The following is a 21,723-nucleotide window of genomic DNA, read 5'->3' on the forward strand; positions in this document are numbered from 1 at the left end:
GAATGAGACAAGGTTAGGAGAGCGAAAAAGCAATGGGAGCGCTAGAAAGCCAGCCTCCTTATCGAGGAGTTGAAATTATTGATGCAAAAGGATCGCCCATTGGCGAGTTTGACCGAGTTAGCAATGGAGTTTTCGTTGAGGAAAAATCTGCAAGAGGGCTAGGCACTTTGAATCCACGTACTGGTCGTCCTGCCCAAACTGCTCAGGAGTGGGTGCAGAAACAACTATTTGATAAAACGGATACGCGCATTCAAAACCTTGCTAAAGCTTCGGCGACGAGATCCACTGCTGCGGGTACACCTGATGTTCCTTCTTTAAGAGAGATTCAAAGCATTCGTCAACTTCAGTTTCAGATTGATACAGCCCCTACACCGGAGTTAGAAGCAGCTGTGAATCAAGCTCTAGCACGATTGGGGGCAAAATATCCTGAGTGGAGTTTCTCTGTTATATTTGTTAGTTAATATTTGATAGCAAAAGGAGTATAATTATGTCGGTCAGTTTTTTTGCCAAATCTTCAACTTCTGAGAATACAGAACATTTTATTCCAGTGTCCACAGAGGAGATTTTTGAGGAATATTGGCAGCCTGCTTGCTCTAAATTAGGTTTGAAGTGGATTCCTCTGTTTCAAACTGGTCTACCTTTGGAGGTAGAAGATATATCAAGCGTTATTCAAGAACTAAAGCAGTTAAAACAATTCTTTCTAAATCCATCTGAGTTTAACATTCCAGAGAATATAAAAGAGTATGTGATAATGCGGATTCAAAATTTAATAAATGAGCTACATAAAATCCAAGAAACCCCTTTTGTTGAAGCATACATTGGATAATTACAATGTGAGCTTAATACTGAACTTACCTTGCTATTATAGACATCTTAACGCTCACTTGCTCTTGCTAATGAATGGCAAAATGATTTTTAGCCCTGTTACGAGAAAAAGGACTGCGTAATGGTAATTTGGTTTTAGAGGAACATTAATCAGCTAATGGTGGCACTTCAATTGGCGCTAGCTTATCCGAATTTGAGAATTGTGGTGAAGCAGTTGATTCGGAGTTACCTCCAGGTGCAGTGATGCCAGAATTCCTATTAAAGGACGATGATTGAGATTGATTTGGAGGATTTGATTCCACAGTTTCAATTACGACTGATTGAGTTTTCTGTTCACCAGCCTTATTTGTGACTCTGAGCGTAATCGTTTCGCTGCTAGGGGGTTTACTTAGGGAGTAATTTTCTAGAGAACCTTGTGGATTAACAATTCCTGGGGCGGGAAGCACTTCCACCTTAATATCTTCACCATTGTCTACTTGCCAAGACACAGTAATATTTGCGTCGGAGCGTTGTTTATTTATAGTAAAAGAGTGTTTTGGTTTTTGACTGGCTTCTTCACCATTGATTTTAAAAGAAACAATATTAACAGGTGTGGCTGCTTTAGGCGGTTGGGGTTGGATTTTAATGGCATCTGTGTTTTTCGTAATCTCAGCTCCTGCTGACTTGGGAATCGCTGTCATTTTAAAAGTGTAGTTACCTGCTTGACGCACATCTGTAGGTACGTTTTGGCAAAATAGCTCTTTCGTCGTACTAACACAGAAGGGTCTCAGTTCTACAGGCAAACTATTATTAATAATGATGTAACGTTTCAAGTTACCACTAATTGAACCATCAGCAGCTAATGCCACAATTTTTAACTCTTTCATTTGGCTGGGGTTAGCAATTCTCCAATTCAGACGGATCGGCGGAGAACTGGTTGTTGGTTGTGTAGCAATGTTCTGAGGTGGTGGTACTGTCCCAACTTCTTGATAGATAGGTTTTGCGGGTAAGAAATCGGTAATTTGTGGTAAAGGTAGGGGTTGAATTTTAATTGTAGGTGTCTGCTTAAAGATTTCTTCTTGTCCCTCCTTCGGTGCTGCTGTCTGAGGCACTACTGTTAGTGTAAAAATGTAGTCCCCTGGTTTACGTGCATCGTTAATGGGTACATCGTTACATAGGAGATTTGTGTTATTATCAAGTTTGCCTTGAGGTTGGCAATACTTTCTAAGCTGTGGGGGAATATCGTTATTGATAATTGTGTAAGACTTTTCAATACTATTAACAGAACCATCAGGCGCTTTACCAATAATTTTCAACTCTTTGATATGGCTGGGACTGCTGATTTCCCAATTAAGGAGAATAGGTGCTGATACTGAGTTATTTATTGGCAATTTTGCTGAAGCTGAATCTGTATCGACCTCTTCATAAGCGGGGTACGTAGAGGATAAATTGAGAATTTTTGGTAGAGGAAGGGGGGTTGCTGGATTAATTTTGATGGTATCCGTGATTTGAGATGATGAAGGTTGTTCTGGATTTTGCTTCGGAAATACCTCTAGTTTAAAAGTATAATTTCCTGCTTTTTTAGAATTTGTTAATATTTTTTGACAATCTAAAATATTGATTTCTTGATTTGGTTCTTTTTTTCCAGAGAAAAATTTAAATTGTGACAAAAAACTTCCATTTTGCCCCTGTTGTTTCTCTGTTTTATCTTTTTCACTTAAATTATTATGGGCTGTAGTAATTTCACATCCCTTATTTTTATTTTGTTTATTTTGTAGTAATAAATCTTTAGGAAGATTATCTTGAAATAAATAATTTTTTCTATCAGTTTCTATGTTGCCTTCCAAACGAATCAGCGTGAGTTTTTCTATTTGCTTGGGGTGGCTAATTTGCCAATTGAGAAGAATACCATCGTTTCTACCTTCTTGATAATTTAAAGATGTAGCACCCAATTGAATCACTTTTGGGGATGGTGGAGGCGGAATTTTTTCTCTCAAGAAGTTCCACCAAATGAGAAAAGCTATTCCCCCAATACCTGCTAATCCAAGCACGCACAATAGCCACCAAGGGTAAGGCTCCCATACCAAAGTTCCTTGGGGTAAATTATTAGGTAGTGCTGGAGGTTTACTGACTTCAGGTAATAATATATTTTCCAGTTCAATGTTAAAGGTGAGTGACAACCCTTTTCCTTGCCAAGGACGACGCCACCATTTCCTTGGTTTCACCTTCAAGCTAACTAGGCGGGTGTTTCCCGGCAACATTTGTACGATCGCAGGTTCGGGAATATAATTGAACAATCCCTCCTCATCTTTGGCACTTACAAGTATTTCCCGTCTGATATTACCCTGGTTGGTTAACTCAACCTCAAACACTCGCTCCTGTTGTACTTTTTGTGACAGGGGATGCATTTCTACATTCAACCTGTCATCAGGAAGAATTTGCAGGTATATCACATCCAGCAGTACTAAGTCTTCTCTGTTACTGGATATGAGGCGGATGGTAGGAAAGTAATTTGCCGTAGCTGTATATTGCGGTGGGTGTAAAACTAGAGCAATTTCGCCTATTTTACCTGGATTAAGTTCTAATCCGTCAGTTTCTTTAACCAACCCAGGGACATCTAAACCACTTTCTGGATACCGTATTGTGTACCATTCTTTTGTTAACTCAGGACAAGTCAGATAAAAACGATCTACCCTTTTAGAACGGTTTTCAACTTTAACTTTTACTTCTAACTGTTGCCCAGCATGTAGAGGTATGGGGTTGGCAGAGCTCGTAACTGGCTGTATGCTAAATCCTGGTTCATTGCCCCATTCAGCATCTTTATCTGCGGGTAAAACCCGCAATTGTTGTGGACGGTTAAAGATTTTACCAGGGTATTGAGCCGCAGCTTCAATACGAATTTCGTAGTTGTATAAGCCTGGAATCGCTTGTGGTGGGACTTGAAAATTTAATGTTACCTCTTTAGAGTCTCTAGCGTCTATTCGTAGCGGATTTGGCTCGCTAAAATTACACCATCGCAATATTGATTCAGATTTCTCGTCTGTAGCGTCGATCCAAATATCAATTTCTGCCATCCTGTCGCCGAGATTTTTTACACGGATGCGACGTTTAGCAGTTGAACCTCTTCTAATTTCATTATTATTGCCTGCGAGGTCTTCTATAAAAAGCTGGTTACTTGCTACTTGCATCGTTTTTCACCCCGTTAACACGATAAATCTGGACATTATGGTTGTCATCGCCGGTTGTAACCAGGAGATAGTTTTGGCTTTCGTCTTTTAAGGCTTTGATGTCAACACTATTAAGCCTTGCATCAGATTGTGCAACGACTTGTCCTTGTGTAAGCCATTTGGCTGGCTTGTCTTCAAGGGACCAAAGCATGACTCGCTTGTCGTCTCCTGCACTTGCTAAATATTTTCCATTTTGGGTTAAAGCCACTGAACGAACTGGTTGTTTGCTATGACCATCAACTGACTGGCCAAGAATATAGTTACATTTCATCAATGGCTTAATTGTCACAATTTGTTTTTTCGTAACATCGACTTTTTTTAGTTTTCCACTACTTTCTGTCTTTTTTACTACAGCATCTTTGTTAATACATGCGCGTATGGTTTTCATATCCCCCAAGGTAATGTAACCATGATTATCAGCGATCGCCAAAATATTGTTAGCACTTGCTAGGCTTGTTATATAGTGCTGTTGCCCGACAACTGGCGTGAACTTAGAATTTTCATATTGATAAGGCAACTCGTATATATTTTTATTAACCCAATCCCAAACGGCAATCTTATTGTAACGTCCTGCAGCAATAACTAAAGGAGGTGCTGACTGACTTTCACTTATAGTGAGAGCATAAATTGTAAATTTAACATTTGCAGTATTAATCGGATTTTTTCTAGGGTTTTTTAAATTCCACTGATGCACTAACCCACTACCATGACCACTAAATAGGGAACGGGAATCTTGCGCGAACACTAAGTCAAAAACACGATCTGTTCCTTTATAAACAGGAGGTTTTTGTTCGCTTCTTTCCGAAATATTCCAAAGTTGAATGTCGCCACTGTCTAGCCCAGCGGCAACGACATCATTATCCTTTGGGCTTTGGCGAATGACACGCACTGCTTTTTTTGTTCCTGGAGCAATTTGACCCTCATATTTCAAACGCCGAAGATCGAGTTGCCAACGACTGTTATCGACTTGCCAAAGACGAATTGTTTGGTCGCTAGAACCGCTAACTACGAGGCTACCATTTCCAAACAAACGCACAGAATTGACTGCTCCTGTATGCTTCACCTGTGGACGCAGCAACCAATTTAATAATAACAGCAGCAGAATTAATGCGCCACCACCAACCTGAAGTAAAAAAGGAATAACAGGTAAAATTGTCAGTTCCAAAACTTGGGTATTGGGTGATGGAAAAATTTCTGTACTAGCTTCTCCCGTCTTGGGATGAGTTAAACCTGCGGAAACTTCAAACAGATATTTCTTGACGCGTCCAATCCAATGTTGTTGCTTTGTGGCCACTAGGTACATCGTTTTCGTCTCAGCAGGAGCAAGATTTACACTTTCAGGAACTGTTTGCATCCACTGTTTTTGCTCTTGTTGTGGAATTGTAATGTTAACCTGTTGAGGTAAATTGCTTTCATTCTTAAAGACCATCTCGTAACTCGCAGTATGAGACTGCTTTCTTCTTTTTCCTGGGATTGTCTGTTGTTTTTCACTACAACTAAACTCCACAACTCCATCGGGAAGAACTTCTAAAATTCCTTGTTCGCGGGTAGTATATTGACTGGTGTTAGATTTGGCATCAATTGTAAATTTATATTCTTGAGCGCGAGTTTGGGTGTCTTTTGGCGGTTGACACACAAAACTCATTTTCTCTAAATCCCCTGGTTCTACCAGCAACTCCCTTGTTCGTCCTTCGGTCATCCAGTCAGAATCTAACCCCGAACAAGTTAAAGTGATTTCAGTTAATTTTGGACTTAAATTATAAACTATAACAGGAATTTCAATGGTATCACCTGGAGTCACTTTGTGTTCTTTGATAGGCAATTCAACACGTAAAGATCTCAAAGGTTTGTTAATAGTTAACTTGAGCTTTTGACTCGCATATAAATTCTCATACTCAACAGAAATGACTTTTAATATGAGATCGATGGTTGTGTCATAAACAGGAATTGGTGCTTTGACGATCGCAACATGAAATTTTGTTTCACTACCCGGTGGTTTTTTGGCACAAATTTCTGGATTTATAACATACCATTTCCTATGGGGATTATCTTCCACTCCTGGTGTTGAAAGCTCTAATTGAAAACTGGCAAATTTATCACTGTCGTTAACAACGATGACATCAAACTCGTTTTCGCCAGGAACGCTAGTATTAAAAGACTCAGACGTAGTATCTGGTGTAAATTCCAAGTTTTTTTTAGAGACTTTTACCCTAACACTACCTGCCATAATAAAAAATACCCCTATAACTCATTATTTGTGTATCTTTGTTACGCTCGCAACAACTGAGTCATGTGCCGTCTTTGTAAGGCAAAATAGAGAATATTAATCCCTAATTCCTGAGCTGTGCGAATGTCGTTACGGTTTAGGGAAAGCTCGTCATCGCATCCCCAAGCGGCGGATAAATCACCTTCCACCAAAACTATTCCTCCTCCATTCGATAATTGAATAGCTTGTTGATTGATTCTGGGAAGTGCTGCAAACAAAAAGGGTTGAGTCCGTAAAGGGTGAGTGCGGCTTAGTTGTGACCATGATTGTAAAGCCGTTTCAAGCTGTCCCACAATCAGGTCTTTCATCTCTGCTGCTAGCTTGGCACTATTTGCAGGCACTTCAATCAGAATGACACCGCCAGTTTGTAAATATTTATTTAGGGTATCTAGTTCTTGTTCATCAAGATTCAACACCTGCCAAGCGGTAAGGTAAAGTAAGTCATAATCGGTATCTTCTGGAAGTAAACTTACCTCTTTGATTGCGGCTCCTTGTAAAGGTGGATATAAAGGTGCCACAGATTGCAAGAGATAGGAGAGATTTTCGTAAATGCGATCGCTAGCGTTGAGGGTAGTTGCAAGACTAACAACAGCTTGAGGTCTAGCTTTGGCTTGGGGACGGTAGCGTAAGTCTAACTGGTTAAAGCTGGGAAATAATACGTCTGTTGGATTTTCCAGTTGCACTGTACTTGGTTGCAACTGAATACGGCACAATTCTATTTCCTTTTCAGTAGGTGGGCTAGTTTTTTCGTCAAACCGGAACCATTCCCGGATGAGCTCGGAGCCCGATCTTTGTCCTGGATTTTGAGGTTCGACATAACTGACAACCAAGTATACTGTGAGAGTTCCGGTTGTAGGCGTTGGTGTTGCAATTCTAAACGTGCGGTCAATGGAAGGGTCAACAATAATCGGATTCCCTTCCAGGTCAATAGCTATACCTGGTTGAATTTCCAACCACCTTTGGTCTCGAAATCTTGCAGGTGCTGCTTCTGGGGGACTAATGACTCTTACTCCCAAACCACAAACAATACCTGGTTCGTTGAGGGACTGGTAGTGGACATTTTGGCGGTGTCGGTGATAGTAATGAGCTAGTCGCCAACGTTCAGCGTTCATCATTAAGCTGTCATAAACATGAAGACGCTGCAAAGGCTCGATAGGTGGTGAGGAAAAAGATTTATGAGTCATGCATTCAGCAAAAGAAAAGCATCAAATTTAACAACATCCACGATATACTTATTCCACAATGAATGGTCAATCTTTTAACAAAATATACTGTTTATATAATAAGTAGGTGGGTGGAAATAAACAGAACTATATGACAAAATGTAAATACGTTGGAAAGCCTGACCAATGACTTTTGACAAATGACTGAGGATGACTATTCCCAGTTACCTTTGTTCATACCGACCTACTTAGTTCACCTGCAATTGTGTTGTTTACCTTCAGGTAAAATTGTTTTACATAAGTTAGTCCGATTGAACTTAACCCCAATTAGGGTTGCTCCCTTAAGGTTTGCCTCACTTAAGTTTGCTCTAGTTAAGTTGGCATCACTCAGGTTAGCTTGACTCAAGTCAGCACGACTCAAGTTGGCACCACTCAAATTCACCCCCGTCAAGTCACTGCCACTTAGGTTAGCACCTGTCAAGTTAATACCACTGAGGTCAGCACCTTTCAAATTTGCACCACTGAGGTTAACATCTCTCAATAGACTTCCTCGCAAATTAGCTCCACTGACTATAGCACCGCTCAAAGAACTCCCGTTCAAGTTAATTCCTTGAAGGTTGGCGTTTGTCAGGTTCGTATTTTTAAGATTCACACCTGTGAGGTTTGACCCACTCAAGTTTGCCCCAGTTAGATTAGTATGGCTCAGGCTGGTATTAAGTAAATTTGCCCTTTGAAGGTTGGCATTACTGAGATTAATTCCTGTCAAGTCTGCATCTTTCAAATTGGCAGCTACCAGTTTGCTACCACTCAGATTACTGTTACGCAAATTGGTCAGATTTAAGTTGCTCTTACGTAAGTCAGCACCACTTAGATCTGCATCACGCAAGTCAGCACTATTGAGGTTAGCTTCGATTAAATCAGCTTGAGTGAGTTTGGCATTCCGCAAATCAGCAATAAATAAGTCAGCACCACGCAAATTGACATGACTCAGATTAGCCGAGCGCATATTAGTTGCTTTCAGGTTAGCATTCTTAAGGTTAGCTCCTTCTAAGTTAAGGTTGCTAAGGTTAGCATGACTGAGGTTAGCATCTTCTAAATCGGCACCCTGCAAGTCGAGACTGGGATCGGGTTTGTTCGCGATTTCCCACACTAAACGCCACTTTTTATCAAGTACAGTTTCCCCATTGATTTGGCTATTTCTCAGATCGCTTCCCCCCAAATCCGCCGAGAGCAAATCAGCACCGTTTAGGTTTGCCTCACGCAAGATTGCACCTCTGAGTTTGGCACTCCTTAGATATGCACCACTCAAGTTAGCACCGCGTAAGTTAGCCCGGTTGAGGTTTGCTCCGTTGAGATTAGCATTAATGAGGTAAGTATTTTGTAGGTTTGCCCCCTTGAGATTGCAGTTGGGACACTCTCTGGTTTCCTGCAATCGTCTCACTGTTGGCGAATCTTCTGCGGCGAGTGGTGTTCCTACAATACCGAACAGCAGCACGTAAACGAAAAAAGTAATAGTTTTAACTGGGAAAATTTTACCCATAAATTGTAAAGAAAAATAATAAAAATCGTCAGATTCAGAAGCCAGTCACTAGAGATTTGGTATAAACTAATAGCATTTTATACTATTTCAATTCAGGCAAAATTAGTCAACGACCCCACCTTACAATCTCAGTATAGTGGGATATCCAACGGAGGTTTTATGAGAGGTATTTATGGATGGTTCGGTGTTACCTCTGGTGTTTTAAGTGTGTTTATACAATCAACAGCTAACGCTACAGAGGAAGGAAAAAAACTACCAACGGCTTCTATTCTAGAGGCAAACTCTCAGAAGTTACCACTTTTGCTGCGCGGGCACAATGAATTATTGATGTCAGCGTCCCCAAAACCAGAATTTGATTACCAAGACTTTGGTTTCTGGTCGAATCAGTGTAGTGTACTGGAAAATGCACAAAAGTATGATGACGCTCTTGCTGCTTGCGAACGAGCCATCGCCCTCAAACCCAAAGGAAAAAACGTTGACTTGTGGACTTCTCGCAGCAATGCCCTGATGAAGTTAGAAAAATACGCCGAAGCAGTTGTTTCGTATAACCAAGTTTTAAAAACCTCACCAAAAAATTCCTTTGCTTTGACTCAGCGATGTGAAGCTTTATCAACATTGGGGAATCAGGAAGACGCAATTGCATCCTGTGAAGAAGCATTGCAAGTCAATGGCAATTGGGGCAATGTGACTCCAGCAGTGACATGGTATAATCGGGGTCTTGCTCTTAAAAAGCTGACACAAAATGAAGAAGCGATCGCTTCTTTTGAACGCGCCTCTCTGATCGATACTGAGTACTCAGCAGCTTTTGCTCAGTCGTGCTCCACATTAATGGATTTACGGCGTTACGAAGAGGCTCTTAAATCTTGCGAGACGGCCATTGAAACTGATAAGAATTGGGAACGTGCGACTCCAGCGGTTGCTTGGAAAAACAAAGCTTTAGCGTTGATGAAATTGGGAAAATTACAAGCGGCTGTCACTGCATATGAAAAAGGATTAGAACTAAATCCCAACGATGATGCTATTAGCTGGTACAATTTAGGAACAATCCAGCATAAATTTGGACAGTATGAAAAAGCACTAAAATCTTATAGTAAAGCCATTGAAATTAATCCTAAATATTCTCTAGCTTTAGCAAGGCAAGCCGATACATTCAACCAATTGCATAATTACCAACAAGCTCTGGCTTCATGCGATCGTGCCATTGCTGGGGATGGTATCTGGAGCGAGACAAGCCCTGCTTACGTTTGGCACCAACGTAGTAGCGCACTTTTAGGCTTACAAAAATATGAGGAAGCACTTGCGTCTGCAGAACAAGCTCTTGTTATAAAACAAGACTATGCAGAAGCTTGGAATAATAAAGGTGTCAGTCTGTGGAATTTAGAGAAATACCAAGAAGCTCAAGTTGCTACAAAAAAAGCCACTGATATTAATCCTAAATACGTTCAAGCATGGTTTAACTATGGTAGAATACTCAGTACGTTAAAACAGTACCAACAAGCAGTTATTGCGTATAACAAAGCCTTAATTATCAACATTCATTCAAAGGACAAGCTCACTCGTGCCAGTATTCAGGCAAACAAAGGAGCAGCACTTTGGCATTTAAAAGAGTATAACAATGCTTTACAAGCAACAAATAAAGCCTTAGACAATAATCCAAAATCTCTTGAAGCTTTGTACAACAAAGGTGTTATTTTACTGGATTTAAAAGAATACGATCGAGCTTTGGAAGCGTACAACCAAGCCGAGAGTATCAATCCTAATAATCCTTATATATTAACGGGAATTGGAATGGCGCTAGCAGCAAAAGGAGAATATCAAAAAGCTTTACAAATCTTTGAGGAAGCTTTAAATATAAATCCCAATAATGTTGTAGCTCAGAAACAAAGAGAAAATTTACTAAAACAATTGAAAGTATAAAATGCAAACCGAATTTAACTTCATATTGCCTAAAGGATTAGTAGATGTTGAAGGAAACATTCATCGTCAAGGAGTCATGCGCCTAGCAACGGCAAAAGATGAAATGGCAGTGAGGAAAGACCGTCGCGTTCAACAAGAACCAGTTTATGGAGTCTTAGTTATGCTATCGCGAGTCATTACTCATTTTGGCGATTTACCATCAGTCACTCCCGAAATTTTAGAGAACCTCTTCACTCGCGATCTAGCTTACCTACGAGAGTTTTACAATCGGATTAACCAGCAAGGAGTTGCAGAAATTCCCGTTCAGTGTCCCAAGTGCAACTATGACTTTAATGTGGAGTTAGTTTTATCGGGGGAGTCGTAAGCTACCCCTTAAAACAACTGCATGAGGAGGTAGCTTGCATTGCATATCACTTTCACTGGTCATTAGAAGAGATTTTGAATTTAGAGCATGATAGCCGTTGCCGCTGGGTGGCAGAAATTGCCAAAATAAAGCAAAATCAATAGTTACGACGTTTCCGGATTGGGGAGTATTGGGATTCATTTATGAAGCGCTTACACCTGAAAAAATGAAGGGAAACATAGAATTTATTTAACCTGCAAAACTTATATTTTTTATTGACTAAAGAAAATGACAATTGGTGTTTGGGTATTAGGAGATCAACTTTGGTCCGAACAAGCAGCTTTGCAAAGTTGTCGCAAGACCGACAGCGTACACGTCATAATGATTGAGTCGTTACGTCACGTCCAAGCACGTCCCTATCACAAGCAAAAGCTAGTTTTAGTATGGTCAGCAATGCGGCATTTTGCTGAAGAATTGCAACAGCTTGGTTACTCAGTTACTTATAAAATTGCAGAAGATTTTGAGACTCCACTTCAACCGTGGATTCAGGAAAAGCAAATCACTGAATTACGGGTGATGGTACCCAATGATATTCCCTTTTTGAAAGTGATTGAAAATTTAGAAACGCGCTACCTTTCGTCTTTAAATTGTCAACTTACTTTAATTCCCAACAATCACTTTTTATGGAATTCTGAAGAATTTAAAACTTGGGCTAAGCTTCGCAAACGATTGTTGATGGAAGATTTCTACCGAGAAGGACGGCGACGTTTCCAAATTTTAATGGAGGGCGATAAACCAGTCGGGGGACAGTGGAATTTTGATAAAGATAATCGCAAACCACCGAAAGGAAAATTAAATACACCACCAGCTAAATGGTTTGAACCGGATGAGATAACTCAAGAAGTAATTGCTCATGTCAACTCGCTACCCTTCCCAACTTATGGAAAGGAAATCTTACAACCGCAACCTGTCGCAGATGAACGCGGACAAAAAAGATCGGAGTCCACCAGCGTTCATCAAAGGTTAAAATCTCAAGAACCGTTTCGCTGGGCAGTCACTCGTTCTCAAGCACTTGAAGTCTTGGATTGGTTTATCAAAAACCGTCTACCTGATTTTGGTCCCTACCAAGATGCGATGGTCACAGGGGAAGAAACAATGTGGCATGCCATGCTTTCTCCCTATCTGAATATCGGGTTACTTCAACCATTAGAGGTGATACAAGCAGCAGAAAAAGCTTATTATCAAAACCAACTGCCTTTAAATAGTGTAGAAGGTTTCATCCGTCAGGTGTTGGGTTGGCGGGAATATATGCACGGGATTTATCACTTTGTGAGTGCAGATTATCCTGAAAAGAATTGGTTCAATCACACTCAACCCCTACCTGAGTTTTTCTGGACAGGTGATACCGATTTGAATTGTTTGCGTCAAATTCTAACTCAGCTGCAACGTACCGGCTATGCCCATCATATCCAAAGGTTAATGATATTGAGTAATTTTGCTCTGATTGCTGGAATTTCACCACAAGAAGTGGAAAATTGGTTTCATGCCACGTTTATTGATGCTTATGACTGGGTGATGCAGACGAATGTTATTGGCATGGGATTGTTTGCTGATGGCGGAATCTTGGCATCAAAGCCATATGCAGCATCTGGTAATTATGTCAATAAAATGAGCGATTATTGTAAAGGATGCGATCGCAATCCCAAGGAACGTGTCGGAGAAAATGCCTGTCCATTTAATTTCTTTTATTGGGATTTTCTTGACCGTCACCGCGAGCGACTACAATCTCAAGGCAGGATGAGCTTTATCTTAGGGCACCTTGACCGAATTTCCCAGGAAGAATTAGACATTATCCGCAAATATGCACAAGATTGGCATTCCCAACATCAAGAATGTGTGTAATTTTGTATACAAATATTAAATTACCCTTGAGGGTACTGTAAATCCTAAAGAAAAGGGAGATAATCTAAATCCATCATTTAATTGCCATTATCCATGGCTCAAGACTTTTCTGGCAAAGACCTGCGGGGTTGTTCCTTTAGAGGTTCTGACCTTACGAGTGCAAACTTTTCCCGAGCGGATATTCGTGGTGCAGATTTTACCAATGCCACTCTTATCGGTGCCAATTTCTGTCAGGCAACAGCTGGATTACAGCCGCGTCACGCAGTAAGTTTAGTATTTATAGCAGTCATCCTATCAGCACTCCTGGGCTTGACTGCCATATTTGCTATTGTTTTTTTTAGCTATTTACTTTTTCCGGCGACGCTAACCCCAAGAAAAATCCTATCAGCAACACTAGTTTCAGAATTGTTTGCTGTCTATATACTTTTCAATATTCCTCATAACATACAGCCTGCTTTGGGAACGATCGCAGCGACTGGAGTCATATTTGGGGCGATCTTTGGGATTAAGACAGGCAACATTGTTGGGGTGAGTGCTGGAATCCTGACAGCAGCCATAACTATAGCATTGTGTGCAATTGCGATCGCAGTTGCAGTTATAGCTATGACAATTTCTGAGATGATATATGGAGTTATTGCTGTCATTGTGACGGCATCTGCAACTCTAGCTAGCGCAATACAAGGTTCTGCATTTGGAGTTACACTGGGTACTGCAGTCGTTCGGTTTATTCGTAATGATGCCATCTTGTCAGTGCCTAAGGTTGAAGCTTTATCTGGAACTCTAATGGCAACTGCTTTCGGAATTGCTGGTGGTGCGCTGGTAGTTAGATACATTGTACGGCAACTTTTGGCAGAAGATACAACATTTGGTTGGATGCGGAAGATTGCGATCGTCATCACTGCAAAATCGGGAAGCAGTTTTAGGGGCGCTGACTTAACTGACACTGATTTCGCCCATGCTGTCCTCAAAAATACAGATTTTACAAACGCAAAACTCATCCGCACTCACTTTCATTTAGTAAAACAGTTGGAAATAGCTAAAGTTGACAATACAATTTTGTCCAATCCACGAGTGAGAAACGTAATTGTTACAAAAAGGGGTGCTAAAGAATCTTTTACAGGCTGTAACCTCAGAGGTGCTAACCTTTTGGGTGCAGATCTCCGCAATGCTGATTTTACAGAAGCAGAGCTCGGTGAAGCAACATTTGAATATGCGAATTTAGAAGGAGCAACCCTCACGAGAGCTAGAGCAATAAAAGCAGATTTTCGATATGCAAAACTCACAGGAGCGTGTTTAGAATCTTGGAAAATAGATAAGACGACTCAACTGAAAGAGACAATTTGTGATTATGTTTATCTCACTCAAAAGCAGTCAAAACGCTATCCAATGAACAGAACATTTGCACCAGGAGAATTGAACATTTGGGCAAAGCAGAAGGTAGATGAGCTAACTAAAGCTGAAAATGTTGCGGAATGAGGGAACCCATTCATTTAAAATCATAAGCAGTTTTATTTGATTCTTGAAATTCCAGAGTCGCAGAGAACACGCAGAAAGAAGTAGAAAAAAAGTGATTTTACTCCCCAATCCCTTTTTCTACTGTCAGTATTTTGTTTCTTAGAGAAATCTGTTTTTCTGGGTCAATTCCATTAAAAGTGGGCGGTATCCAAACCCGAACTATAAGCAGTACTGCCATAACTAGTAAAAAGGCACAAGCGGCTAAAATTTGATTCCATTGTGCCTCCAGTACTCCCCGTACAATAACTTCTCGCAAAACAGATACAATCGAAACTTCCACTGCTACACCAATAGAGACTCGTTGCTCTTGTAAATAGATAATCAGCAGTCGAAATAACTCGACTAAAATTAAGAGAAATAAAATATCTGAGGTAACTCCTTGGAAATTCAGAGGAGGTAGTAAGGAATAAAACATAGCTCTCAACTGAATTGCCATCAAGCTAAATAAACCAATACACAAAGAAATCACAATTAAATCTTGAATAGTTTCAAGACAGCGCACAATCAGGCTTCTATTTAGCCATTCATATTTTTCTGTAAATGATTTCTTCAGCAATCCTTGCATTTGTTTCTCCTAAATGAATGTTGTTTGTTAAGTAGGTCGGTAAGAAAAAAAGTAACTGGTGAGGGTCGTCCTTCATTTGTCATTGGTGAGTCCAGAGAAAGTAGGCGGGTTTCCCACGCCCTGGGGACTGGCGTTGGCGCAGCCTCTGGAGGAGGAGATACCCGGAGGGTCATTAGTAAGGGTTTTCAATGCATTTACATTTTGTAACATACTTGTGTTTATTTACGCCGACTTACTTAGTAGTTATTAGTTATTCTTTACTACTAACCACTAACTACCTAGTACAAGTCGGCGTAAAGGCGGCTCACAAATGTAAATCACTCCAAAGTTTACAGTGTAAGCCTTTTAATTTCATCCTTTATCCTTCATACTGAGCGCCTTTCTGTACTAGTACTGACCCCCAGATTTACGATGATGCATTGCAGTCATTCCTGTAGGTTGTAGCATTTGACCATTGTTAACGATCGCATACACAAGCCAGTGGTCTCCACAATCCATTCGGCTGTGAACATTGCATTGCAGATAAGCAAGAGCATCGTTAAGGATGGGACAACCATTTTCATCTGTTTGAGTGTCCAAACCAGCAAAGCGGTCTTCCCCTGGTGCAAAGGGTTGAAGGAAATGTCGCCTTAAGTTCATACCTTCTTTCAAGATATTAATGACAAAATTGTTTCCCGTATGCATTAGAGATTCAATTGCTCGGTCTTTGGCAACTGCAACAGTAACACCAGGAGGATTAAAGCTAGCCTGAGTTACCCAAGAAGCCAGCATAGCACTTGTAACATCTCCTCGTTTAGCGGATACCACACACAGAGAACCAATAATTCTTCCCACAGCTTGTTCAGTTCTGTCAATTTGGGAGTCATTAATGGCTTGTCGGGGAGTACGAGTTTTCTTTGCCTTTTTCAAAGCCTGAGCAAAATCAGTACCCGCTTCTTTACACTGCTGGAGGATGGCATCCGTGGGCTTGAACTTCACTCGCAGTGAGTCAAAGCCAAAGCGATAACCCGCATCTTGTAACTTGTGTTCAATCTCATCAACGGCTTCCCCACTCCAGCCATAGGAACCAAATACGCCTGCTAATTTGTTTTTAGGCGCAACGGAAAGTACAATCCCCAATGCAGTTTGCACTTGAGTGGGCATATGTCCTCCTAATGTGGGAGAACCGATGATAAATCCATCACATTTTTCTACAATCGCCTGAATTTCAGCCGAATCTGCAAACTCACAATTTATTAATTCTACAGCGACACCTGCCTTTGTTATGCCCTTAGCGATCGCTTGCGCCAAGGTGCTTGTATTACCGTAAGCAGATGCATAAATCATTGCTACAGTCAAGCCTTTATCCTTCTGCTGCTGACTCCACTGCTGATAGTCATGGTTGAGTCGGCTTTTGCTGTAACGTACAACAGGTCCGTGACCGGGAGCGTAAAAATTAATTGATAAGGGAGTAAATTTATCCAGTGCTATTTCTACTTGCCGGGATTGAGCAGCATGAAGGCAATCATAGTAATGCCGTCGGTCTTCGTCTAGAGCTTTCCAATCTTCATCAAAGATTTCATCCCCACAAATATGAGCACCGAATAACTTATCACTAAACAGAATGCGAGTCTTGGAATCGTAAGTATAAACCTCATCGGGCCAGCGTGGCATGGGGACGGGGATAAATTGTAATTTGTGACCGTTGCCTAAATCTAGAACTTCTTCCTCCCGGACAACACTTATTTTTAACTCCCTTTCTGGAAAGGCTGTACGTAAAGCAATTGCGCCTACTTTCGTGCAAACCAACGTGATTTGAGGGGCTAAATCCAGTAACTCCTTTAAGGTGACACAGCGGTTTGGATTTACGTGACCCAAAATGACGTAATCCAAATGTTTTAAATCAAGAATCTGCTGTAATTGCTGCAAGTAAATTTCTGTAAATGATTGTCCTGGCGGGTCTAAAATAGCTGTTTTCTCAGCTTGAATCAGGTAAGAATTGGCAGTTGTACCCTTTTGTAGAGAGTACTCTACTTCAAACTTCAGTCGTTCCCAAGTGCGCGATCGCAGTACAGTGGTGTCAGTACCAATCGAGGCAACCTGAACATCGCGTATTTTAATGTCTGGCATAAGATTGTTAGTGGTTGGTAGTTTTTAGCTTGTAACTAGTGGGTGATGACCCACGACTAAATTAGTAATGATTCCCGACTTTACGATGGTGAACCGCAGTAAGAGCATCGGGTTTTGAGACACGACCTACAGAAACAGTGCTGTAAATACTCCAGTGGTCGCCACAGTCCATACGGCTTTTTACTTCGCACTCTATATAAGCAAGGGCGTCTGCCAAAATCGGACAACCATTGGTCGCAGGGTAAGTTTTTACTCCTTCAAAACGATCGGCACCGGGATGAAAGCGCTGGAGGAAGTGCTTCATTAATCTTTGATAATTGCCTTCTTCTAAAATATTGAGAACAAAGCGATCGCCGATATGCAACAAAGACTCAATGGCACGGTCTTTAGCCACCATCACTGTTATACCCAAAGGTTTAAAACTAGCTTGCGCCACCCAAGAAGCCAACATAGCGCTGTTCAGGTTGCCCTTTTGAGCAGTGAGAATATACAGTCCATTGCTCAACCGTCCCAACGCTTTTTCTAAATCGGAATTGAAGGCTTTGATTTGCTTGATACTGCGATCGCGAGACAATGACTGTCCCATATCAGTACCAGCTTCTTCACACAACTGATAAGTGCTGTCAGTTGGTGTGTCTTTAAGGACAATTGGTGGGAAGGCTGGATTTAAGCCCAAGTCGTGAAACTGATTGAGCAGTAAATAGACTGATTCACTGTCTCTGCCTCCAGACTCAAATACACCAATAGATTGCTTGGGTTTGGCAGCTGCAAGAATAGTGCTCAGGGCAGTCCGAGCAGAAGAAGCAGATGTTCCGGAAATGGGTGGAGTGCCTATGACTATTCCGGCAGCAATACTGACTAATTCTTTGACATCTTGAGGGTCAGCCGACCTCAAATCCATGAGTTCCACTGCCACACCAGTCTTTGCAATACCGTAGGCAATTGCCTGAGAAAGGCCATCGCTAAATCCATAATCAGAGACATAAAAAACAGCAACAGTTGTTTCTGCCTTTGCTTGCTCTTGACTCCACTGACGATAGCGATTTACAAGGTCAGTGAGATTGTGGTGGAGTAGGGGACCGTGACCCGTGGCAATGGTTGTCATTGAAGGTAACTCACCCATCCGTTTGAGAGCAGACAGAACTGAGCGAGCATTTGGTCTCATCAGGCAGTCGTAATAGTATTGGAAGTCTTCTTCAATTAGAGCTAAATCTTCATCAAAGGTGTGGTCATCACAATAATGCATACCAAAAGCATCACAGGTATACAAAATTTGTGTTTTGATATCATAGGTGAATATTGTATCGGGCCAATGCAGATTTGGTGCAATCACAAATTCCAGGATGTGTCCGTTACCCAAATCCAGGCGATCGCCATTTTTCACGATTTGTTGCTTAAACGGCTGATGTACCCAATTTTCCAAAAACTGAATTGCTACTTTTGAACCAACAACGGTGACTTGAGGAGCTAATGCCAGTATGTCTTTGACCAATCCACTATGGTCTGGCTCAGTATGGCTGACAATCAGATAGTCGAGTGAAGTTAGGTCAACCAGCCCTGAAAGATTGTCCAAGTACTGTTGGCGAAACTTCTCATGGGAAGTGTCAATTAAAGCTGTCTTCTCGCTTTGGATTAAAAATGAGTTGTAAGTCGTGCCATTTTGCAGACCGAACTCAATATCGAAGCGATCGCGATCCCAGTCCAAACAGCGAATTGCAGTTGTACTGGTTCCAATTTCTATAGATTGCATGGTTAATCTGCGTTGAACGCGTTCGGTCAGTGCTACCATTGGGAGCCTCCTGTGCAACTTAATATGGTGTAGATTGATATATGCTTTTTTCTATGCTTCTTTACAGAACTATATTTATAAAATCAGGGAATAGCAATACCAGTTAAATATAATTTTTCTTTATGTCTGATAGAGATAGCTTAACTGCGCGAACAAACTATGGTAAAGCTAAAAATAGCTGATACAACCTTGCTAGGCAGTTGCATTAACAGCACACAACTGATAGCAGTTCTCCACGAAGATGCACTTAATTTTCAGGCAGGAACCGCCAAGACGCCAAGAGCGCCAAGAAGAGAAATTGAATCAAAAGGTGCAAGTTTATAGAGAATTGGTATGAGACGTGTCTTTTGAGTTACTCCTTTTCCGCTCTAAAATTACCAATTTTTGTAGGGTGGGCACTGCCCACCAAAGCGATCGTGTAACGTAATCCTACCCATAACAGCTACTGGAGGTTTGGCATCGAGTGTTCGATGCCTGCAACTAGCAAAAGACGCAAATGACAGGCTGGACAAGATAGCCACGGAAAAGTAGTCTCCTGCTATCTTCCAGCTGACTAGATAAGATGTAATTTAGTGCCACCTCGCTGGAAACATTGGCAGTCCGCTACCCAAACAATCAGCTATTTTAGCCTCTCAATCAAAAGATTCCTCTGAATCTTCCGCCTCGTCTAAGTCAACGGATTCTGCTGCATCCAATGCACTAACCGCATACTCTTTGGCTAAAGTAGCAAAGGGAAAAGGTATCGGCAAAGAGACCTCGTTCGCAAAATAGGGCCATCGATCTCTGAGACTATGGACGAAGCAAGCCAATTTATCGCGGTCAATTCCTGGATGATGAATGACGGCTATTTCTAATGGTTTGGGGTTACCAGCTTGTAGGCTGCCATTATCAAGACGAGACTGTTTCGGTTTTAATGTGTTTGTACCTTGTTCGGTATTTAACAGTTTTCTGACACTTAGATAAAGCGCAGTCTCCCCATCATCACAAACATCCTGCCAACAGAATAAACCACTCGTTCGGCTACCAGGAGAACCCTTGACAATACCTACAGGGACTTCACCTCCATTACCAGCAACTCGCAACCGCACAAGCAACAAACGACTTATTTCAGATTCACTCATGTGCAGTTTCAGTGCATCAGGTAAATCGTTGGCTGGTAATTTATCCTTTGGATTTTGCAGCCATGTCAGCATCTTGCGGGCATTTTGTGCTTCCGCCATCAATAGCACTCGGGGAAGTTTTTCCCCTTCAACTGGGGTATTCAAGCAATCGCGCAAACACTCAGTAACGAAATTATTGAAAAACTGTTGTTCGCTTTTGGTATTGCTAGACTGTTGTTTGTCACTCATGTCATCAGTCGTGTCATCAGCATAGGAATTAGGGTTCCATTTTTCATGGAGGAGATATCCAAGTCCGTCTGGATATGATACCCAACCAGGGTTGGGAAATAAAGAAGGAGTAGTAAGCTGTACAATTCCTGTTACTGGGTTAACTCGTACCACGATTGCTACAGTAGAAGCCATATTATTAGCTGTTGTTTTTCGGGTGCGGCGTAAAACATAAAAACAAGTTAGCCACATATTCGGATCTATGCCATCCTTTGTGATATCGATTAAAGGAACAGGCAAAATTCCAAATTGTCGTAGTAAATCTGATACAGCTTTTTGCACTCGATTTGGAGCTTCTTTAGTTATGTATTCAGAGCCATCCTTTTTACGACGCGTTAAAGCGTGGATGTGCTGATTGACATAACCCGCCTGCATTGCCCCAATTCGCAATGCTAACTTTGGATCTGACTCTGGTATAAAGGGTTTGGGCGGAATTTCTATTAAGGCACCGCTGAATTTCTCTGGTTTAGGTAAATATGAAATAATCTGATGAATGCGCTTATCCATCAAATTCATGCGCCGTTGTTGTCTGTTTTTACCTTCTACTGAAGGATTATCAACATCAAATATTTGTGTGAGGTCTAATACGTGCTGTGTTTTGATATGCAGGCAACCGTAAGGGCTTTCATAAATAGTTTCTTTTCCTGTGACTCCGGGCAGGGTTTCATATGTTTTTGTTTCCCCTTTTTGAGATAATAAAAGTAACTCACAAATTTCAGCAATTAACGCATCTCGACATTCTTGGGTTTCCCAAAGAATCAGTATCATGTTGGGAGAATTCTCTGAAGAACGAAATGTTGCGGGTGCAGCAATTTTTGGCCGCTGCATTGGTGTAGATAAATCGTTACGGTCTTTAGGTTCTTGACTACCTTTCTTTCGTGGTTTTCCTGGTTCCCAGTAGGGCTTATATGTACCTGATTTCTTTACTGCTTCACCTACTCGCCGAACAAGGACATTTTCTTGCTTTATCTTATGTTGAATAGCACTATCTAGACTGGCTACATCTAGTGGACTCACACCAGGAAGACAAGGGATATCGCCGCGATGTCGAGAATCGTAGGCGAGCGCAGCTTGTATAATACTATTGGGATTTTCACCAATTCCTGACCAGTTATAAACTGGTTTACTTGCTAAGGTGTTAGGGTCAGGGAGTAGAGAGTCGTTCATTTTCAGTAACTCGCTAATAGCCCTAGAC

At 41.3% G+C, this 21,723-nt stretch carries 16 protein-coding genes; 8 read left to right on the forward strand and 8 right to left on the reverse strand.

The annotated features are described in order from the left end of the window. Nucleotides 1-32: 32 nt before the first annotated feature. Nucleotides 33-461, forward strand: a complete 429-nt coding sequence (locus ACYRY3_RS35475) for a hypothetical protein (RefSeq protein WP_460206372.1) — start codon at nt 33-35, stop codon at nt 459-461. 26 nt (nt 462-487) lie between these two features. Further along, nucleotides 488-826 carry a hypothetical protein gene (locus ACYRY3_RS35480; protein WP_460206373.1) on the forward strand — a complete coding sequence of 113 codons (339 nt, stop codon included), beginning with the start codon at nt 488-490 and terminating at the stop codon, nt 824-826. A gap of 145 nt (nt 827-971) precedes the next feature. On the opposite strand, the gene ACYRY3_RS35485 is transcribed toward ACYRY3_RS35480, so the two are convergent. The 4 genes from ACYRY3_RS35485 to ACYRY3_RS35500 all read right to left on the reverse strand — a co-directional run bounded on the left by ACYRY3_RS35485 (nt 972) and on the right by ACYRY3_RS35500 (nt 9,000). After that, nucleotides 972-3,992: a COG1470 family protein gene (locus tag ACYRY3_RS35485; protein WP_460206374.1), complete on the reverse strand. Its 3,021-nt coding sequence runs from the start codon at nt 3,990-3,992 to the stop codon at nt 972-974. After that, nucleotides 3,976-6,258, reverse strand: a complete 2,283-nt coding sequence (locus ACYRY3_RS35490; protein ID WP_460206375.1) for a hypothetical protein — start codon at nt 6,256-6,258, stop codon at nt 3,976-3,978. The genes ACYRY3_RS35485 and ACYRY3_RS35490 overlap by 17 nt, the downstream gene beginning before the upstream one ends. 41 nt (nt 6,259-6,299) lie before the next feature. Further along, nucleotides 6,300-7,481 (reverse strand): DUF4159 domain-containing protein, encoded by a 1,182-nt coding sequence (locus ACYRY3_RS35495; RefSeq protein ID WP_460206376.1) that lies wholly within the window; start codon nt 7,479-7,481, stop codon nt 6,300-6,302. A 232-nt stretch (nt 7,482-7,713) separates the two neighbouring features. Next, nucleotides 7,714-9,000, reverse strand: coding sequence for a pentapeptide repeat-containing protein (locus ACYRY3_RS35500; RefSeq protein WP_460206377.1), 1,287 nt, complete (start codon nt 8,998-9,000; stop codon nt 7,714-7,716). Nucleotides 9,001-9,159: 159 nt separating this feature from the next. On the opposite strand from ACYRY3_RS35500, the gene ACYRY3_RS35505 reads away from it, so the two are divergent. The 5 genes from ACYRY3_RS35505 (at nt 9,160) to ACYRY3_RS35525 (ending at nt 14,638) form a co-directional block, all read left to right on the forward strand. Continuing rightward, nucleotides 9,160-10,917 (forward strand): tetratricopeptide repeat protein, encoded by a 1,758-nt coding sequence (locus ACYRY3_RS35505; RefSeq protein WP_460206378.1) that lies wholly within the window; start codon nt 9,160-9,162, stop codon nt 10,915-10,917. A gap of 1 nt (nt 10,918) precedes the next feature. Beyond that, nucleotides 10,919-11,281: a phage tail assembly protein gene (locus tag ACYRY3_RS35510; RefSeq protein WP_460206379.1), complete on the forward strand. Its 363-nt coding sequence runs from the start codon at nt 10,919-10,921 to the stop codon at nt 11,279-11,281. A 17-nt stretch (nt 11,282-11,298) separates the two neighbouring features. Further along, entirely contained in the window at nt 11,299-11,424 is a 126-nt protein-coding gene (locus ACYRY3_RS35515) for a DUF6760 family protein (RefSeq protein WP_460206394.1), read from the forward strand. A gap of 124 nt (nt 11,425-11,548) precedes the next feature. After that, entirely contained in the window at nt 11,549-13,162 is a 1,614-nt protein-coding gene (locus ACYRY3_RS35520) for a cryptochrome/photolyase family protein (protein ID WP_460206380.1), read from the forward strand. Between the two features lie 93 nt (nt 13,163-13,255). Further along, nucleotides 13,256-14,638 carry a pentapeptide repeat-containing protein gene (locus ACYRY3_RS35525; RefSeq protein ID WP_460206381.1) on the forward strand — a complete coding sequence of 461 codons (1,383 nt, stop codon included), beginning with the start codon at nt 13,256-13,258 and terminating at the stop codon, nt 14,636-14,638. Between the two features lie 97 nt (nt 14,639-14,735). Here the strand turns inward: ACYRY3_RS35525 and ACYRY3_RS35530 are convergent, their stop codons facing one another. The 3 genes from ACYRY3_RS35530 to ACYRY3_RS35540 all read right to left on the reverse strand — a co-directional run bounded on the left by ACYRY3_RS35530 (nt 14,736) and on the right by ACYRY3_RS35540 (nt 19,140). Then, a complete protein-coding gene (locus tag ACYRY3_RS35530; protein ID WP_460206382.1) occupies nt 14,736-15,242 on the reverse strand; it encodes a phosphate-starvation-inducible PsiE family protein in 507 nt (168 codons plus the stop codon). A 387-nt stretch (nt 15,243-15,629) separates the two neighbouring features. Then, complete coding sequence (locus tag ACYRY3_RS35535; protein WP_460206383.1) at nt 15,630-17,351, reverse strand: diflavin flavoprotein; 1,722 nt, start codon at nt 17,349-17,351, stop codon at nt 15,630-15,632. A 61-nt stretch (nt 17,352-17,412) separates the two neighbouring features. Beyond that, entirely contained in the window at nt 17,413-19,140 is a 1,728-nt protein-coding gene (locus ACYRY3_RS35540; RefSeq protein WP_460206384.1) for a diflavin flavoprotein, read from the reverse strand. A 159-nt stretch (nt 19,141-19,299) separates the two neighbouring features. Between ACYRY3_RS35540 and ACYRY3_RS35545 the strand changes: the two genes are divergently transcribed. Next, nucleotides 19,300-19,464 carry a hypothetical protein gene (locus ACYRY3_RS35545; RefSeq protein WP_460206385.1) on the forward strand — a complete coding sequence of 55 codons (165 nt, stop codon included), beginning with the start codon at nt 19,300-19,302 and terminating at the stop codon, nt 19,462-19,464. 308 nt (nt 19,465-19,772) lie between these two features. Here ACYRY3_RS35545 and ACYRY3_RS35550 read toward each other — a convergent pair. After that, the coding region (locus ACYRY3_RS35550; protein WP_460206386.1) for an RNaseH domain-containing protein at nt 19,773-21,723 on the reverse strand (1,951 nt) is incomplete at its 5' end.

The sequence above is a fragment of the Scytonema sp. NUACC21 genome (assembly GCF_054684315.1).

Bases quoted from the DNA above. Each gene is read 5' to 3' on its own strand.
- ACYRY3_RS35475 (WP_460206372.1), top strand. From the start codon at position 33: ATGGGAGCGCTAGAAAGCCAGCCTCCTTATCGAGGAGTTGAAATTATT.
- ACYRY3_RS35480 (WP_460206373.1), top strand. From the start codon at position 488: ATGTCGGTCAGTTTTTTTGCCAAATCTTCAACTTCTGAGAATACAGAA.
- ACYRY3_RS35485 (WP_460206374.1), bottom strand. From the start codon at position 3,992: ATGCAAGTAGCAAGTAACCAGCTTTTTATAGAAGACCTCGCAGGCAAT.
- ACYRY3_RS35490 (WP_460206375.1), bottom strand. From the start codon at position 6,258: ATGGCAGGTAGTGTTAGGGTAAAAGTCTCTAAAAAAAACTTGGAATTT.
- ACYRY3_RS35495 (WP_460206376.1), bottom strand. From the start codon at position 7,481: ATGACTCATAAATCTTTTTCCTCACCACCTATCGAGCCTTTGCAGCGT.
- ACYRY3_RS35500 (WP_460206377.1), bottom strand. From the start codon at position 9,000: ATGGGTAAAATTTTCCCAGTTAAAACTATTACTTTTTTCGTTTACGTG.
- ACYRY3_RS35505 (WP_460206378.1), top strand. From the start codon at position 9,160: ATGAGAGGTATTTATGGATGGTTCGGTGTTACCTCTGGTGTTTTAAGT.
- ACYRY3_RS35510 (WP_460206379.1), top strand. From the start codon at position 10,919: ATGCAAACCGAATTTAACTTCATATTGCCTAAAGGATTAGTAGATGTT.
- ACYRY3_RS35520 (WP_460206380.1), top strand. From the start codon at position 11,549: ATGACAATTGGTGTTTGGGTATTAGGAGATCAACTTTGGTCCGAACAA.
- ACYRY3_RS35525 (WP_460206381.1), top strand. From the start codon at position 13,256: ATGGCTCAAGACTTTTCTGGCAAAGACCTGCGGGGTTGTTCCTTTAGA.
- ACYRY3_RS35530 (WP_460206382.1), bottom strand. From the start codon at position 15,242: ATGCAAGGATTGCTGAAGAAATCATTTACAGAAAAATATGAATGGCTA.
- ACYRY3_RS35535 (WP_460206383.1), bottom strand. From the start codon at position 17,351: ATGCCAGACATTAAAATACGCGATGTTCAGGTTGCCTCGATTGGTACT.
- ACYRY3_RS35540 (WP_460206384.1), bottom strand. From the start codon at position 19,140: ATGGTAGCACTGACCGAACGCGTTCAACGCAGATTAACCATGCAATCT.
- ACYRY3_RS35545 (WP_460206385.1), top strand. From the start codon at position 19,300: ATGGTAAAGCTAAAAATAGCTGATACAACCTTGCTAGGCAGTTGCATT.